Origin of the sequence: Streptomyces sp. NPDC012769 (genome assembly GCF_042901205.1) — a bacterium.
In the GTDB taxonomy this organism is placed as follows: Bacteria; Actinomycetota; Actinomycetes; order Streptomycetales; family Streptomycetaceae; genus Streptomyces.
The window spans coordinates 1-14,209 of sequence record NZ_JBIBCP010000016.1; the positions used below are offsets into that span (position 1 = coordinate 1).

At 72.1% G+C, this 14,209-nt stretch carries 18 protein-coding genes; 13 read left to right on the plus strand and 5 right to left on the minus strand.

Annotation, left to right across the window (positions count from 1 at the left end):
• Positions 1–169: 169 nt before the first annotated feature.
• Positions 170–532, plus strand: a complete 363-nt coding sequence (locus tag ACFY7C_RS37465; protein ID WP_389660408.1) for a hypothetical protein — start codon at positions 170–172, stop codon at positions 530–532.
• Positions 533–781: 249 nt separating this feature from the next.
• Positions 782–1,126, plus strand: a complete 345-nt coding sequence (locus tag ACFY7C_RS37470) for a hypothetical protein (protein WP_389660411.1) — start codon at positions 782–784, stop codon at positions 1,124–1,126.
• Positions 1,127–1,294: 168 nt separating this feature from the next.
• Here ACFY7C_RS37470 and ACFY7C_RS37475 read toward each other — a convergent pair whose 3' ends face one another.
• Positions 1,295–1,492: a hypothetical protein gene (locus ACFY7C_RS37475; RefSeq protein WP_389660413.1), complete on the minus strand. Its 198-nt coding sequence runs from the start codon at positions 1,490–1,492 to the stop codon at positions 1,295–1,297.
• A 296-nt stretch (positions 1,493–1,788) separates the two neighbouring features.
• A complete protein-coding gene (locus ACFY7C_RS37480) occupies positions 1,789–1,953 on the minus strand; it encodes a hypothetical protein (protein ID WP_389660416.1) in 165 nt (54 codons plus the stop codon).
• Between the two features lie 410 nt (positions 1,954–2,363).
• Here ACFY7C_RS37480 and ACFY7C_RS37485 point away from each other — a divergent pair, with 410 nt between their 5' ends.
• Positions 2,364–2,924, plus strand: a complete 561-nt coding sequence (locus ACFY7C_RS37485) for a hypothetical protein (protein ID WP_389660418.1) — start codon at positions 2,364–2,366, stop codon at positions 2,922–2,924.
• 108 nt (positions 2,925–3,032) lie between these two features.
• Positions 3,033–3,467: a hypothetical protein gene (locus ACFY7C_RS37490; RefSeq protein WP_389660420.1), complete on the plus strand. Its 435-nt coding sequence runs from the start codon at positions 3,033–3,035 to the stop codon at positions 3,465–3,467.
• Positions 3,468–3,471: 4 nt separating this feature from the next.
• On the opposite strand, the gene ACFY7C_RS37495 is transcribed toward ACFY7C_RS37490, so the two are convergent.
• The 3 genes from ACFY7C_RS37495 to ACFY7C_RS37505 form a co-directional block, all read right to left on the minus strand.
• Complete coding sequence (locus ACFY7C_RS37495) at positions 3,472–3,981, minus strand: hypothetical protein (RefSeq protein WP_389660422.1); 510 nt, start codon at positions 3,979–3,981, stop codon at positions 3,472–3,474.
• A 475-nt stretch (positions 3,982–4,456) separates the two neighbouring features.
• Complete coding sequence (locus ACFY7C_RS37500) at positions 4,457–4,918, minus strand: hypothetical protein (RefSeq protein WP_389660424.1); 462 nt, start codon at positions 4,916–4,918, stop codon at positions 4,457–4,459.
• A 35-nt stretch (positions 4,919–4,953) separates the two neighbouring features.
• Positions 4,954–5,694, minus strand: coding sequence for a GntR family transcriptional regulator (locus ACFY7C_RS37505; RefSeq protein WP_389660426.1), 741 nt, complete (start codon positions 5,692–5,694; stop codon positions 4,954–4,956).
• A 175-nt stretch (positions 5,695–5,869) separates the two neighbouring features.
• On the opposite strand from ACFY7C_RS37505, the gene traA reads away from it, so the two are divergent.
• From traA to ACFY7C_RS37550, 9 genes are all read left to right on the plus strand, one after another.
• Positions 5,870–6,406, plus strand: coding sequence for a plasmid transfer protein TraA (gene traA, locus ACFY7C_RS37510; protein ID WP_389660428.1), 537 nt, complete (start codon positions 5,870–5,872; stop codon positions 6,404–6,406).
• 13 nt (positions 6,407–6,419) lie between these two features.
• On the plus strand, positions 6,420–8,420 hold the full coding sequence (gene traB, locus ACFY7C_RS37515) for a plasmid transfer protein TraB (protein ID WP_389660430.1): 2,001 nt from the start codon (positions 6,420–6,422) through the stop codon (positions 8,418–8,420).
• 22 nt (positions 8,421–8,442) lie between these two features.
• On the plus strand, positions 8,443–8,625 hold the full coding sequence (locus ACFY7C_RS37520; RefSeq protein WP_389660432.1) for a hypothetical protein: 183 nt from the start codon (positions 8,443–8,445) through the stop codon (positions 8,623–8,625).
• 172 nt (positions 8,626–8,797) lie between these two features.
• Positions 8,798–9,301, plus strand: a complete 504-nt coding sequence (locus ACFY7C_RS37525; protein WP_389660434.1) for a hypothetical protein — start codon at positions 8,798–8,800, stop codon at positions 9,299–9,301.
• Positions 9,298–10,392 (plus strand): hypothetical protein, encoded by a 1,095-nt coding sequence (locus tag ACFY7C_RS37530; RefSeq protein ID WP_389660436.1) that lies wholly within the window; start codon positions 9,298–9,300, stop codon positions 10,390–10,392. The genes ACFY7C_RS37525 and ACFY7C_RS37530 overlap by 4 nt, the downstream gene beginning before the upstream one ends.
• On the plus strand, positions 10,389–10,832 hold the full coding sequence (locus tag ACFY7C_RS37535; RefSeq protein ID WP_389660439.1) for a Pycsar system effector family protein: 444 nt from the start codon (positions 10,389–10,391) through the stop codon (positions 10,830–10,832). The genes ACFY7C_RS37530 and ACFY7C_RS37535 overlap by 4 nt, the downstream gene beginning before the upstream one ends.
• Positions 10,829–11,209, plus strand: a complete 381-nt coding sequence (locus ACFY7C_RS37540) for a hypothetical protein (RefSeq protein WP_389660442.1) — start codon at positions 10,829–10,831, stop codon at positions 11,207–11,209. The genes ACFY7C_RS37535 and ACFY7C_RS37540 overlap by 4 nt, the downstream gene beginning before the upstream one ends.
• Entirely contained in the window at positions 11,209–11,367 is a 159-nt protein-coding gene (locus ACFY7C_RS37545) for a hypothetical protein (protein WP_389660445.1), read from the plus strand. The genes ACFY7C_RS37540 and ACFY7C_RS37545 overlap by 1 nt, the downstream gene beginning before the upstream one ends.
• Before the next feature lie 1,114 nt (positions 11,368–12,481).
• Positions 12,482–14,200 (plus strand): protein rep, encoded by a 1,719-nt coding sequence (locus ACFY7C_RS37550; protein WP_389660448.1) that lies wholly within the window; start codon positions 12,482–12,484, stop codon positions 14,198–14,200.
• Positions 14,201–14,209: the final 9 nt, after the last annotated feature.

Consider the following 14,209-nt stretch of genomic DNA (forward strand, 5'->3'; position numbering starts at 1 on the left):
GCGGCGGGCACCTCGACGCGATCCTCCGCCCGTACGGGCAGCACCTGGCCGACTGCCTGAAGACCGACGGTCCGGTCCCTGTGTGACCGCCATCCGGCGGGGCGACAACTCCGAGTTGTCGCCCCGCTCGTTGACCAGACGACCCCCACCCGCCCTCCTGGAGGCACGCATGGGACGCGACGCGAAGCGCGCGAAGCAGAACCGACGAGACAAGCGCCAGCGACAGAACTGCGGTATCCCGGACGTCACCGTCCACGCCGTCTCGACACCCGACCAGGTGCTCACCGCACTCTTCGGACCCGGCCCCGCCACCGACGACTGGCGCCAGGACGTGCTCGGCGGAAAGCGGCTCTCGCTCCGCCTCGACGTCGCCGGCCGCATGACCATCAACGGCCACGTCCTCACCCCCGAGATCTGCGCTGCTCTCCAGGCCGAGCGCCCCGACGAGGCCAAGGACTTCGACTACGCCACGCTGGCCGCCATGGGCAACGGCATGCCGCCAGGACTGGAGATGTGCCGCCCGGCCCCCTGACCCGGCACGGAAGCACGAGCAGCCTTACGCCCGCGTGCGTAGGGGTGTGCCAGAAGTGCTGGAAGTCGCCCCCCCCGACCGTGCCCGGTCGCCACTGCCCATGCGACCGCGGCCGGGGATGGTCCACCGTTACTGAGGTCAGTAACCACTATCTTGCTACCGCTCTCCACCGGCCAGTGGTCCACCAACGAGGGGGCGCCGGCCGCGGACAATCCGATGCCCCAGGCCCTGCCTGGTCGTTGGACAGGCATGTGGTACTCCGAGGAATTCGTCGCCGGGCACGTGGGCTACGCGGTGCCGGTCCTGGCCGACGGCACCGACGCGCCCCCCATCGAGCGGTCCTACACACGGCAGGCGCACACGGTGCTGGGCAAGCCCGGCGAGGTCGAGACCTGGGCCGAGTGCTACTGGTGGCTGTACGACGGCAAGGAGGGCCGCCCACGGGCGGTGGCGATCCGGCCGACCTGTGAGTGCGGGTGGGAGGGCCCACGCGCGTTCCCCGTCGACCACGACGACCGCGACGGCACCGAGGGCGACAAGACCACCGGCCCATACGGCGCCTGGCACGCGCACCTCGACGGAGGGCAAGGATGAGCACCACACCCCAGGACGCCGAGACGGACGCTCCCACGCTGGAGTGCAGCAGCTGCGGCCTCAGCGTCCCGCGACCTCCGGACTGCCAGTGGGCCCCCTTGTGGGATGCCGGGTGGCGCTGGATCGGCACGTGGAAGCTGTACTCCTGCCCCAAGTGCCCGCCGGTCACTAGGTAGTCCCGGCCGGTCCGGTGCCGAGGGTCCGCCGGCGCTTCGGCTCGGCCTGCTCCTGGTCGTCGTCGGCGGCGTCCTCGAGCGCGCTCGGCTCGGCCCGCTCGACGGGCAGAAGCCGCGGGGCCGTCGACGTCGTCGTGGTCCTGGTGCTCGTCGTCGGACCGGTGCCCAGCGGGCGGCGCATCGTGCTCATCGGGACAGTCTCCCGTGACCGGCATGGGGACCGGCGAGGGACCGGCAGACGACCGGCGAGGGACCGGCGCGAGACCGTCACCGGGCCCGCCTCATGCCGGTCTTCCACCGGTCCCTCGCCGGTCGTCATGCCGGTCTGTACGGCCGGTCTATAGGACGGCCGGTCGGGCCGTCTGCCGGGAGCGGGGCAGAGACAGGAGCGGTCGGCCGGCGGGCCGACCGCGCGGCCGGGGCCGCCTTGATCGAGTAGAGAAAGTTGTATCGCGCGATACAGGTCTGCCTCCCGACGGCGCCCTTTCACATGGCGATCGCGGCGAGCAGCACCGTCGCCAGGCCGAAGCCGACGGCGGCCGCGATGGTCAGCGCCGGAACCGCGTGAGGCTTGAAGTGCGCGACGACGCCGACGAGCGCAGCCGCGAGGATCGCCACGGCGGCGATGAGGGCGAACAGGGTCAGGGACATGAGGTGGTCCTCCGGTGTCGTGAGGCCCGGCCGTGTGCCGGGCGATGAGCAAGATGGAGGACCGGGGGCTTAGGCCCGCAAGTGCCTCCACCCCTTGGCGGGGCTCGGAGGCGATCGGACAGGACCGGGCAGCCGTATTCGATAGCTGCAGCCTTTGAATCCCAGGCGGCGACCGGGTAGGTGCGGGCAGATACGGCCTGTCCTATGGAACGGCGGGTGCCCGACGCCGCGACTGCACCTGATCCTTCGAAACGCAGGGGGCCGTGGATCGCGTAGGTCTTCCTGCTCTAGTTATGGGGCGCGCGTTACGCGGAGACGATCATGAAAGGCGGCCTGGCCGATGACGCGTGATTGCGGGGCAATCACTCCCGGCCTGCCGGACGGCCCAGGAAGCGGCGTACGGTCCCGGGATGGACTTTGAGTTGAGCGACGGGTCGAGCAGTCGGCCTCTGCCGCCCACCGCGTACGAGGACCGGCGACGGGCGACCAGGGTGGCGATCGCCCAGGTCTGGGAGACCTGGGACATCGACGTCGCCCCGCCGACCGAGGCAGAGGCCCGGGTGGCCCGAGAGCTCGCGCAGGACATCCGGGCGAGCACGCGTGAGCCGCCGGCCGTGCCGGGGGACCACCGCCCGCCCCTGATGCGGCGCCTTCAGCAGCTCGTCGGCCTGGCCCAGCTCATACGCACGCTCGTCGACACCGCGCCCGCCGGACAGGTCCGACCCGAGCTTCAGCGTGTCCTGGACGCGGCCGAGACGATGTGCGGCGCCTTCGAGGAGCCGCTCACCGCCCTGGAGGACTACCTCGTCCGGCACAGTGCCGAGTACCCCGACCGTCTGCCGGAGCTGGAGCAACAGCGGCACCCGCCGATCAATCCCGACCCGCTCTGGATGGACGCCTACGTCGCGCTCTCCGCTATGGGCAACGTCTTGCGGCAGGTGTTGTACCCGGTCATCCACGCGTACCGCTGACCTGCGAAAGGAACATCTCGTGGAACTTCGTGGAACCGTCCTACGCGCGCGCGGGCGCACCGAGGTTCACGGATCGGGGCCAGGCCGCCGCCCGGTACGGTCTGCGGCATGACGAAGTACGACACCCCCCGGGACGGCTCCGGGGCCAAGCTGTGCGCCTGGTGCGGCTCACCCGTCGAGCAGCCGGCCACCGGCCGCAGCCGCGACTACTGCCGCCGAAGCTGCCGTCAGCGCGCGTACGAGGAACGGCTGGTGGCGAAGCGGATCGCCGAGGCTGTCGAAGCGCACCAAGTTTCGTCACGTGACCAGCAGGGGTTGCCCACCCCCGAATCGGCACGTGACGAATCGGTTCGCGCGCCCCGGCCGCAGAGGAAACCGCAGGTGGTGGCGCCTGCCCGGCCGCCTGCTCCCCGGCCGACGCCGACGGTGCCGCTGGCAGACATGACGAAGCCGAGGAGCGAGCGCAAGTCGCTCTTCCCGAGCTTCCGTCGGCCGCCGAGTCAGCCAGTGCTCTTCGACGACCAGGAGCAGGGCGAGGACTGACCGGCTACTGGGGCGGGGTGCGGAAGCGGCTGTGCGCGGACTGCTTCGTGATGCCGAACGCGGCGCCGATGTCCGCCCAGGAGTCACCTGCGGCGCGAGCGGCGGCTGCGGCCCGGGTAGCCGCTTCCCGTGCCCGCTCCTCGGTCCGGCGGGCGAGGAAGAGCGCCGCGCGCGGGTCGCGGCCGGCGAGCTGGTCCAGGACGTCGCCGAGCTCCGCTAGGGCGCGGATGCCCTGCACGGAGCTGAAGGTCACGTGACGCGTCCACTCCTGACGGAGCGGCTCCTCCGCCTCGTCGACGGTCACGGCCGGGTCGATCGGGTGCGCCGTCTGGCCGGTCGATCCGCAGGTGCAGGACCAGCGGATGGCGGCCGCCGCGGGGCCGGCTGTCTCGGTCAGGAGTGCTCGCCAGGGCAGTGCAGTACCGCCGGGGAAGGGCGCGAAGCCCTCGGGAGTGCGCTGGAGCGGCTCGACGTGGCCGACGTGGAGAGAGGAGTTTTCGCTGGTCCAGGGCATGTGTCAGGAAGTCCTTACGGTCTGGTCAGAACTGCCGACCCTAGCAAGTCAGGTGATCCTGACTCATGCGGCAGACGATCCGACGTGCCTGGCCGACGATCCGACACGCTGCTCGGCCACGACGATGCCGGCACCGACGCGGAGCGACCACGACGGGCCCGGCCGCATCGCGGCAGCAGCTGCTCCCCATCAGCCCAAGACGGGCGGCGAGGTCGCCTCACGCGCCCGCATCCGTGACGGCGGGGGTACGGCGCCCGGCCACGCTCCTGAGCCGTCTGACGGCCGCTCAGCGCCCGCGACCCCACCCCTCCCCTAACCAGCCGTCCTTGGACGCCCAACGGCCCCGCAGTCGCGCGACTAGGTGGCTACGGAGGCTTACGGACCTTGGGCGCCCCACGTACGGTCCGAGGGCGCGAAGAAGCCCCCGCCACTGCCCGGCGGGGGCTTCTGATTCGAGGGCGTAGGTCCGTCTGGATCAGTGGTGGCGGGGGCTCAGGAGGGCGGCAGCGGCGGTGACGAAGGCGACGGATGCCTCCTTGGCCGCATGCCGCCGGTCGTCGAGCTCCGAGCGGCTGGTCGCCTGACGCAACGCGTAGGTGGTGTCGGCGGCCCGCTGGGCGGGGACGGCCAGTTCGGGAACGAGGACCTGAAGCCGGATGTGGGGGGCGGTGATTGCAGCCCGGGTCTCGTGGGACTTGGTCTGAGCCTCGACGTGGTGCTCGGTCTGTGCCTCCAGGGCCAGACGCTCCCGGTGGAACATCGCCGAGCGGTGCGCGTCCAGGGCGGCCGCGAAGTCCGTGACGGCGCCGAGCTGGTCTTGGCGGTGACTGTCGGCCCGCTGCTCGGCGCGTGCCGCCCGCGCGGAACGGTGCTGAAGGAGACCGGCGGTCAGTGCGCCGGCGAGGGTGCCGAGTACAGCAACGATCGAAGGCCACATCAGGGGGATCCTCTCTCGTGGTCGGTGGCGGCTGGCTACTTCCCCATGGGCACCCGGGTTCCGGGGGCGTAGACGTCCTCCCAGTACCCGAGCGGTCGGTCCTCGTCGTGGAAGGTGACGGTGGTGACGATGACCGGCACGGCGGCGTGGGGCGGAGCGTCGACTTCCAAGGCGTCGAGCTCGTCCTGGGATGCCTGCCGCGCGTAGCCGGTGCGCTGCCCTGTCACGACTTCGCGGCCGGTGCGCTCCGTGTACAGCTCGCCGAACTGCTTGACCATGCGCACGTCGTCGGACAGCTCCGGCACGACCGAGGTGGTGTGCGGCGGGTACACGGAGATGCCCACGGTGGTCGGCTTGTCGTCCTGCCGGAAGACGCGGATGCGGATCACGGCCTCGTCCCCGGGCTCCAGGTCGAGGGCGGTGCAGATCTCCGGGTCGTAGACGGACCGGCGCATCACACGGTGGCCTGACGAGGTCTCGCCGGGGGCGTAGCGCTTCCCGTTCTGCTCCATGCGGGTCAGGCGGTCGGCGCCGGTGATCACCATGGGCGACTTCTCTACGACGGTCCCCTGTGCCCCTCGGGAGGCGACCAGGCCCTCGCTCTTGAGGACGGCCAGGGCCCGGGAGACGGTCTTCGCCGCAACGCCGAACTGCTCACGGATCTCGGCCACGGACGGGAGCGAGTCCCCGGGGGCGAGCTCCCCGTTCTGGATCAGGGTCCGGAAGTGAGCCGCCACATCGGCGTACCCCTTCCCGGCCGGTGCCTTGTATGCCATGACTTCTCCCTGTTTGTCGGAGCGCGGTACTTCTCTGAAGGTACATGAATGCCCCTCTGAAGGTACATCCTTGCCGCCAAGCAGTTCTTAATGTACCTTCGGGACGTCGCCAAGGTACGTTAAGTACCTCCTGGCTGACAGTTCCGTACCTTCGGACACCTAAAGAGGTGCTGTCGTGGCCACTACAAGGAACGTCCCGCCCCAGCAGGGGCGGCAGCAGGGGCAGCAGGCGAAGACCAACAAGTTCGCCGCGGACGCCGGCGCGATGCTCGGCGGCTTCGTCGGCGCGATGGGCGGCTCCTTCGTCCCGCCGATCAACCTGACCGTCAACGGCAAGGGCGCCACCGTGCGGGCGTCGGCCTCCTCGTCCCACTTCCTCCTGGGCGAGCCGGACTTCAACTCGACCGAGGACGTCCGGGCCTACTGCAACTCGGTCCGCGCGCTGATGATCCAGGCGGCCATTGAGCTGGCGATGGCCTCGAAGATCCTTCAGGCCCGCCTCTCCCAGGCGCAGACGCTCCCGGACGACACCCCGGTCCAGGCCCGGCTTCGAGCGGCCCGGGTGGCGCGGAAGCTCAAGAAGTCGGCCGACGGTGCGACCGCCGCGGCGAAGAACGCGGTCGCCGCCTACGCGGCCTTCCAGCGCGAGTACGCCGACCTGATGCGCCCCCGCCCCCAGCGTCCCGCGTCCACCAGCCCGTTCCGGTACTGAGGGAGGCACAGCGATGGTGAAGAAGAGCAGCGACCACCACGAGCACCTCCCGGCCGTCACCGGCGGCACCGTCCGCTCGTGGCTGTGGCACCAGACCAAGCCGTTCACGCCGCCGTGGATCGTCACCGGCATCGTCGGCGCGGCGGGCGCCGGCGCCAACCTGGCCTGGGGCGGCTCGGCCTGGGCTGGCGTCGGCCTCACCCTCGCCTCGGTCGGCCTCACGGCCGCGACCTGGCACGCGGGCCGGACGACCGGCAGGCAGCGCCGCCTCCACTCCGCCATCACCGTGGCGGCCGCCTCGACCTGGACGACCGCCGCCGCCCTGTCCGGGCCGCTCACCGGCCCGCTCCCGGACCTCTACCTCATGGGCGGCGCCGCCCTGGCGCTGAGCTGGAACATCCGCCGCGTCATGCGCTCCGCCACCAGTGAGGCGGCCGAGCCGGCCGACAAGGGTCTGCTGGAGAAGGTCGGTCTCGCCCGCACCAAGCTCAAGGAGATCCGGGTCGAGCCGAACCGGGTCTCGGTCCCGTACGAGCTGCCCGCCGGCGAACTCACCAACGACGACATCGCCCGAGCGATCCCCCGGATCGCGTCCGCGCTCGATGTCCCCACCACCGCAATCCGCGTCCAGCACGACCCCGACAGCGCGAGGAAGGGCCAGTTCGTCATCGTGCCCGAGGACATGCTCAAGACCCCGACCATCTGGCCCGGCCCCGTCGCCCCCGGGCAGTCCGTCGCCGTGCCGCTGCGGATCGGCGTGTACGACGACGGATCCGACCTGGTGCTCCCGCTGCTCGACGCGATCCACATCCTCGTCATGGGGATGACCGGCTCCGGCAAGACCGAGGGCGCCGTCGACGTGATGCTCGACCTGCTCACTCGCTCCGACGTCGCCGTGTGGCTCGCCGACGCCGCGAAGTCGGGCCAGGACTTCCAGCCGCTCCTTCCGGCCTTCGACTGGGCCGCCCTCGACAGCCACTCCGTCGCTGCGATGACCGCCGCGATCCAGGCCGTCATCCCGGTCCGCACCCGCTGGCTGCGCGACCACTCCTACCGGGCGTGGGAACCCGCGGCCGCGAAGAAGCAGACCGACCCCGCGCACTCCTGCCGCAAGGACGGTCAGGCCTGTGGCTGCCCCGGCCTCCAGTACCTCCTGGCCTGGATCGAGGAGGCGGCCAAGGCGCTGCGCGAGCTCGGCGACGACGTCTTCACCGGCATCGCCCAGGAAGCGCGCTCGGCGGGCGTCTCCCTGGTCCTGTCCATGCAGCGGGCCTCCGGCTACCAGCTGTCGACCGACACCCGAGCATCCCTGCCGGCCGCACTCTGCTTCGGCGTGCGGGGCGACGACGCGAGCTTCGCGCTCCCGGAGGAGGTCCTGGACGCGGGCGCTAACCCCAGCGCCTGGGGCAACAAGCGCAAGGGCTACGTCTACCTCGTCTCAGCCGGGGTCGACGAGGACCTGTACGCCAACCCGGCCCGCACGTTCTGGACCGGCCCGTCCGGCGAGTACGAGCGCGCCGCCCGCTGGGTCGTCGAGCACTTCGCCGCCGTCCGGCCCGAGCTGGACGAGGTGACCGCCGGCGCCGCTGCGAAGGTCGCGGGCCAGTTCTTCACCGAGCGCCGCGCCCGCGCCTTGGGCGCCCCCGCCGCCCCCGCCCGGGAGCTGACGGAGGAGCAGGAGTCGGAGCAGGAGGTCGCCGCGCTCGTCGACCCGGAGGACGCCGAGCTCGACGCCACCGCCGAGCTCGCCCCGGTCACGGCCAACACCGAGCTCCCGGCCGCCAAGCCGTCGACGGAGGAAGCGCGGGAGCTCCTCGAGGACCTCGTCGCGATGCTCGCCGAGATCGGCCCCGGCACCGTCGCGGTGAAGGACCTCAAGCCGTACCTGGAGCAGCTCGGCCGTGACCGCTCCTGGGTGTCGAAGGAGATGAAGCGGCTCGCCTCCGAGGGCCGTCTCGCCCCCACGACGGAGGACGGCGTCTACCGCCTGGTCCCCACCCTCGCCGCCGCCTGACCACTCCCGGAAGGACACAGCCATGAGCAAGCTCGGTGACCGAGTCGGAATCGCCCTCCACAACACCGGTGTCCGCGTCGCCGGATCGGTGGGCGCGAAGGCCGCCGCCGCCCTCTCCGACCTCATCCTCGGGCGGCACCTGGAGACGTGCGACGACCGGTGCGACCACTGCGGAGAGGTCGAGGTTCTCGGCCACGACGCGTGACGCACAGCCGCACACCGCCGCACACCCGCACAGCGCGATTTCCCACGTCGGACGGGGTGTGAGAGAGGCCGCACACCGGCCCGCACACCCCCCGGCACACCCCGCCGCACACCGAACGCAGCGGGCCGACCCGGTAGCCCCCGGATCGGCCCTGACGACCACGGAGGTACCCGTGAACGCCACCCCCAAGTATCCCGCCGACCGTCCGATCACGGACGCCGACCTCCTCGCGGCGCTTCTGCCCGACTCCCCCGCCGGCGCTCACCCCGCCGCCCCGGCCCCGGCCGCGCAGCCGACCCTCGACGTCGCCGCGCTCCTGGAGCTCGCCCGCCGACAGGGCGCCCTCGAAGCCGCGGTCACCGCCCAGGCCACCCCCGCCGTTCCGGCCGTCCCGCAGAAGTCGGGCCCGATCGTGCCCCGGTGGGCCGTCGGCACCGCCGTGGCGAGCGTCGGCGTGGGCACCGGCGCCCTGCTCCTGGGCTGGGCCCTCGACCTCCTCGCCGCCGGGGCCGCCGCCGTCGCGGCCGGGATCACCGCCGCCGCCCCCATGCTCCTGGTCGGTGCCGTCGTCGTCGCCGCCCTCCTCGGACGCCGCAAGGGCGGCGGCGCGTTCGAGGTCACGCAGACCGTCACCCAGACCATCACCCAGACGGTCAAGGGCGGTGGCCGCCGGTGAAGCTCGACACCCAGCGCCAGGTCGACCAGGCGGAGAAGATCCTCCGGCTCGTCTGGCTGATCGTCTTCGGCGCCGTCCTGTTCTCCGTCCTGACGGTCACCCCGCTCGTGCAGCGGGTCACCCAGGACGCCTGGGACTGGACGGCCTGGATCCTCCCGGTCGTTGTCGACGCTGCCGTCGTCATCGTGGTCCGCGTCGACGAGATCGTCGCCCGCCTCGACGGCCGCCCCGGCGGCTGGCCGGCCCTGCTGCGCTGGCTCACCGGCGGCATGACCCTGCTCCTGAACATCGGCGACTCGATGCTCAAGGGCGACTGGGTCGGCGTCGGCGTTCACGCGGTCGCCCCGACCCTGCTCATCGTGACCGCCGAGGCCGCCATCGGATGGCGCCGCGCGATCAACAAGGCGCTTGCCCGCATCGAGCGTGAGCAGGCCGCCGAGCGTGAGCGGCTGGCCCGTGAGCGCCGTGAGCAGGAGGACCGCGCACGCGCCGACCGGGAGGCCCGGGAGCAGGCCCAGGCCGCCGAGCGTGAGCGCCAGCGCCAGGCCGAGGAGCGACTCCGTGAGCAGGCCCGGCTGGACCGTGAGCGGGAACGTGAGCACCAGGCCCGCCTCGCCCGTGAGGAGCGCGAGCACCAGGCGCAGGTCGAGCGGGAGCGCAGGGAGGAAGAAGCCCGGCTCCGCAAGGAGGAGCAGGACCGCTCCGACCGTCTCCGCCGTGAGGCCGAGGAGCGGCAGGAGCGTGAGCAGAAGGCCCGGGAGGCGGCACAGCGGGCCGAGCGTGAGCGCAAGGCCGCCGAGGCCCGCAGGATGCCCGCCCCGGCCGTGAGCGCCGCCGTGAGCGCCCCCCGGCCCGTCGTGAGCGCCGCCGTGAGCACCCCGCCTGCCGAGGCCGCTCACGAGCCCCAGGCCGCCCAGAAGATGCCCGAGGACAAGGCGCGCGCCGCCGTCGCCGACGGGCTGCGCGAGGGCCGCTCGCAGCGGCAGCTCGTCGCGCTCACCGGGTGGTCGGCGGGCTGGGTCGCCAAGCAGGCCCAGGCGCTCACGAAGACCGAGCAGGAGCAGCAGCACAAGGAGGGGGCCCTCGTATGACCACCGAAGAGATGACCGCCGCGCACGCCGAGGTGAAGGCGGAGATCGCCCGCACCGACTCGAAGACCGCATTGCTCCTCGCGTTCGTCGGCGCGGTGCTGGCCGGCGCCTGGACCGTCGCCCGCGACCTCCCCCTGACCGTCCCCGCGTCCATCGCGGGCGGCCTCGGGCTCGTGCTCCTGGTCGTCGCCGCCGGGCTCCTGCTCCGCTCCGCCCGCCCCAACTTGGGTGGCGGCCGCGGCTTCCCGCTGTGGGCGACGCTCACCCCGCAGCAGATCGCCGCCACCGAGGAGTCCCGGGACCTGGCCGCCGACGTCGTCGGCCTCTCCCGCCTCGCCGTCGCCAAGTTCGTCTGCCTTCGTCGCGCGGTCGACCTGATCCTCGCCGCTGGCGCCCTGCTCCTCCTCGCCGTCCTGCTCACCCTCGGAGGTGCCCTGTGACCACCGCCGCCGCTACCCACGTCGTCGTCTCCCACGGCGCCGACTTCTTCGGCGAGGACCGCCACCCCCTCCGAGTCCTGGCCTCCTTGGCCGGGTACGCCGAGGGCACTCTCCCGGCCGCGGAGCGCGGGCTCCTGGTCCAGCTGCTCCAGCAGGCGGGCGACGGCGCCGCCGGCGTCACCCGCACCATCGCCGTCGACCAGGTCGTGAAGCTCGCCCCGCTCCTGCGCCGGGTGGCCCGTAGCAAGTTCGTGAAGTCTCGGGCGCACGCGGCCGCGGCCGCTCTCCTTGCCGACGCGGCCGAGCGCGCCGTCGCCGACGGAGAAGCGTGGCAGTGGCGGGTCGAGCTGGGCGACGCCGAGGGCGGTGACGTCTGATGGCGACCGTGGTCCGGATCGTCTCCTACGGCGTCGGCCACCGCGACGTCTCCGCTGCCCGCCGACCCGTCGTCGTCGACACCACCGAGCTGCGCAACCCGCCCGAAGACCCGGCCGTCCGCGCCCGGCTCACGCAGATGGCCGGCCAGGCGTCCTGACCGCCAGCCCACCGCCCCGCCGGATCCCGGCGGGGCTCTCTTCGACCCTCCAAGTCACAGGGGCCCCAGGGGGGTTTCTGGACTTTTTGGACCCCCCTACGCGCACGCGTGTACGCGCGATGCCCCGCACCCCTCAAGTCGCCCTAGTTCCTCCTGTTTTGCCAGGCAAACCGTCACAGGATCACCTCCCCCGACGTACAGGTCGGTGAGGAGTGAGACCCCCTCCAGGCCGCTGGCCAGCGAGAAGGAGCACAGATGGAACCGGTGAGACCGCCCCACGCGCGCACGGACAGGTGTAACGCGGAGCTCTCCCACTCCGTCCATACAGGACCGAGGAGGGAGGCCGCACCCGTGGCACAACAGGCAACCCGACCCGGGGGATCACCCGCCGGATTCCGTCCTACGCTCGAAGCAGGCGCGGGGCCCTTCCTTTCAGAAAGGAAAGGTGCCCCAGTGCGCCCTTCAACATCGCCCCGGCCGACGCCCGACTTTCCCGGCCTGTGGGTCTGCACCCAGCCGCCGCGCGCCATCTACGCCTGCGCCTGCGGCTACTCCCGTGACGTCGCCGGCCGCGCCAGGGTTATCGAGCTCGTGACCCACCACCAGGAGCATGCGGACGTCTGCGTCCTGACGACTGGTGGGACTGACGGGGAATCCGCGCGGCGTGTCACGCGCGGGGGCCGAGGTGCGGCAGGATCTACCCGTACAGCTTCAGAAAAAGCCGAGAGGCCAGGGGGCCTAATCCCTGACCTCTCCGGTGAGCCCGCCCGTTCCGCTGCTTAGACGATCCAGAAACGAGCCCAACGCTGTGACAAGCGTACGGGACGCTTCGGCGTCCGCAACCCCCTCCTTGGCCGACGCGCCGCCGCAGTCCCTCGTCGAGGTCGACGCGCGCGCCTCCGCCACCCGTCCCGCCGGCCCCCGGTGCCACTGCGGAACTCCCATCACCCACACCCCCGGCAAGCGCCCCAAGGTGTACTGCTCCGACACGTGTCGAAAGAGGGCAAAGCGGGCGATTGAGCGCAAGGAGGCGCTGCCCACCCCCCGCCGGTCGGGCGGCACCTCCGGCACCAAATCCGGACACGGCCTTGGTACTACCGCGAAAACTACGGACATGCAGGTCAGCGGCCTGTCCGCCGATCATGTACGCGACGAGAGCCCGACATTCACCCGTACTGCGCGCGGTCTGCCGCTCGACCCGGCGGACATGGCGACCCGTGACGCGGCCTTCGAGCTGCGTGAAGCCCTGCGTGACCTCTCGGGCCTTTCGCGCCTTGAGAAGTGCGGGCTGTCGGTCCTCGCGGGCGGTGTCACCCCGGTCATCCGCAACGGCCGGGCCGGGTACGCGGGTGTCGTCACCTGCGGCTCTGTGCACGTCTGCCCGTGCTGCGCCACCTCGATCCGCCGCGTCCGCCAGGACGAACTGGAGCAGGTCGGCCAGTTCTGGGAGTGCCAGTCCTGCGGCCTGGTGATGATGACGCTCACCATGCGGCACTACGAGCGCGACCCGCTCGCCGAGCTGGCCGAGCTCCAGCGGCAGGCATGGAAGCGGTCGTTCGGCCAGAACGCTGGCCGCGACTGGAGGCAGGCGAAGAAGGACTTCGGTGTCCGCGGCTTCGTCCGGGCCTGGGAGGTCACCCACGGCGAGAACGGCTGGCACTGCCACTACCACGTGCTCCTGTTCCTCGACAGGCCTCTCGGCTCCGACGACGTCGAGCGGCTCCAGAAGCTCGCCTTCAGCATCTGGTCCTCCGCCCTCGTCGCCGTCGGCGCCCGCATGCCGGTCGAGAAGTCGGAGAAGGACGGCAAGCCGGTCGGCGTGAAGATCGACGCTCCGGACCGGGGCGAGTCCGGGCAGATGGCCCGGTACCTGATGAAGGGCCAGGACGGGAAGACCCGCTGGGGCGTCGCCGCCGAGCTCACCCGCCAGGACGTCAAGCAGGGGCAGGGCGGGCACCGTACGCCGTTCGAGATCGCCCGCGCGGCCGTCGCCGGAGATGCCCGCTCCGTCGAGCTGTGGAGGGAGTTCGTCGTCACCGCCACCGGCATCCGTGCCCTGTACTGGTCCAACGGCCTGCGCAAGCTCCTTGCGGAGATGGGCTTCGAGCTCGACGACCGCACCGACGGCCAGGTCGCCGCCGACGACGCGGCCGCCGGCACCCCGCTCGCCTGCATCCCCGCCGCCACCTGGTACCGGCACATCGCCCGCCAGAAGGGCCGCGCCCTCGCCCTGCTCCACGCCGCCGAGAAGGGCGGGTCCAGCGCGGTGCGCCGCCTCGTCGAGTCCTGGGGTCTCACCTGGGGCCTCGACGTCCTGGAGCCGGAAGTCCTCCCGGCCGGGGCCGACCCCACCGCCGACGAGGTCCTGCGCCGCATCGAGCGCGAGACCATGGCCGCCCGCATGGGCGTGTGGCGCGCGGAGTTCGACCGCCAGGACCGAGAGGCCCGCACGAACCGCATCGTCCGGCACTCGGCCCAGGCGTGGGAGGCCCGAGCGGCCGCTGCCGAAAAGGTCCGCCAGGACGCCGAGGCCGAAGCCGCCCGCCGCGCCGAGACCGGCGAGCCCGCCGACAACCTGATGACCCGTATCCAGCGCGGGTGGGTCGACGCAGGTCTGCCCCGTCAGGCCGCCCGGACCGCCGACCAGACACCCAAGGTCAGCCTGAAGAAGCCGCTCAAGGTGAAGCCGATGAAGGTCGTGGTCACCCCGCCCCGGCCCGGCGCCGGCGCCGACACCTGCCGCCGCTGCGGCGGGCACCTCGACGCGATCCTCCGCCCGTACGGGCAGCACCTGGCCGACTGCCTGAAGACCGACGGTCCGGTCCCTGTGTGACCGCCATCC